Source organism: Pseudomonas abietaniphila, from assembly GCF_900100795.1.
Taxonomy (GTDB): Bacteria; Pseudomonadota; Gammaproteobacteria; order Pseudomonadales; family Pseudomonadaceae; genus Aquipseudomonas; species Aquipseudomonas abietaniphila.
In genome coordinates, this window is the sequence record NZ_FNCO01000048.1 from 1 (window position 1) to 1,547 (window position 1,547).

Genomic DNA, 1,547 nt, shown 5'->3' on the forward strand with positions numbered 1-1,547 from the left:
ACGCTGCGCAGCGTCGGGGCTGCCTCGCCCAGCTTTCGCGGGCTCTGCACGAACGCTGTGAAGTGGCGCTCGAGGGCGCTCACCACGCAGCGGCGGCGTGCTCCGGACACGTTCAGGTTGCGCCGCGTCTGAGCGGGTTCTACCCGTTTTTCCTTCAAGGTGCGCACGAAATTGTCCGGGTCGGGCGGGCAGCCGTCGGCGCCTTCTTTCGGATAATAGCTGCTGACTTCGCGGATACCGGTGGGCAGGGTCTGCACCAGCAGATTGCCGTACGCGTCGAACTCGGTCAGGGTGCTTTCCACCCGTTTGTTGGCCGAGCTGCTGCGCAGGTACCAGGTCTTGCGCACCTCGGTGGCCAGTTGGCACTGGGCCGGCTGCTGGTCGAAACTCAGGTTGGGGTTCTGGTCGGCGTAGTAAGTGTTTTCCAGCAGCAGAACGTTGTCGTTCTGGGTGGTTTCTTCGCTGACGAGCAGGTGAAAGCGGTTGAAGACGCGATGAATGCGCCGCACATCGCGCTTCTGGGCGTTGTCGTACAGGATTTCGGTGGTGGTGTACTGGTAAGGGGTGTTGAGCTTGTACAGGTTGTCCTGACCGTCATCGCTCCAGATCAGGCCCTGGGCACCAAAGCCGAGAAAGTTGGTGTCGGAGTATTCGTAACGGGTGGTGATCGGCGGTTGCTCGGAACCAGGGTTGTTGATGTGTTCCCGGACCCGTGGCAATGCGGGTCGGGCTTTGTCTGGAAACTCATGGCCCGGTCCCGCGTGATCGATGGTTTCCGTGCCGCCCAGCGGCGTCAGCACCTGAGTGACGCACAGGAAGTCGTTGAAATACCCGTACTCGAAGTGCCAGCGCGCTTTTTCATCGGTAGGCAGGACGAGGCTGGAGACCCGCTCATCGCTGTCGGCCAGTTCCATGACGTAACGGGCGCCCAGCTCGGGGACGTCGGGGTGCAGGTGCAACGTGATGGACGCATCGGTGCGTACAATGCGCAGCACGGTGCCGCTGCTGTCCTGGATTTCGGAGAGGGCGCGCCCCTCCTTGAAGACCTCGTAAAGCAACTCGATCTTGTGGCCCTGTGCCGAATAGATGGCGCTGGGCAAGGCAATGCCGTCGGGGCCACCGGGACTCAGGTGTTCGACCAGGCCGGACTTGTGCACCACCCAGTAGAGCGCGCCGGTGCTGCCCTGTTCTTCATAGAAGTGAAAGCTTTCGATCTTCTGTTCGCGGATCGCCGGCTGCACGCCGCTGCCGGTGACCTTGAAGGATTCGCCGGTGCTCAGGGAAAGCATCTGGGTGGTCGGATTGTACTGCGACAGCGCCAGGCTCCAGCCACAACCGAACCCGCTGTTGCGGTCTTTGCTGGCGAGCTGGGTGGCCAGTGGATTGAAGCTCAGGCGCAGCGGCAGCGCGGGGCCGCACAGGGCGTTGCATTTGAGTTCCGGCAGGCTGATGGAACAGGTGTACTGACCGGTGCGCGAATCGACACCGGCTTCGACGAAACTGAGAAAGTTGAAGGCATTGGAGTGAACTGAGGACGTGGCCATGAG

At 61.9% G+C, this 1,547-nt stretch carries 1 pseudogene; it reads right to left on the bottom strand.

The features are described 5' to 3' along the window. Window positions 1-1,547: pseudogene (locus BLS87_RS34380) on the bottom strand (hypothetical protein); the annotation flags it as partial.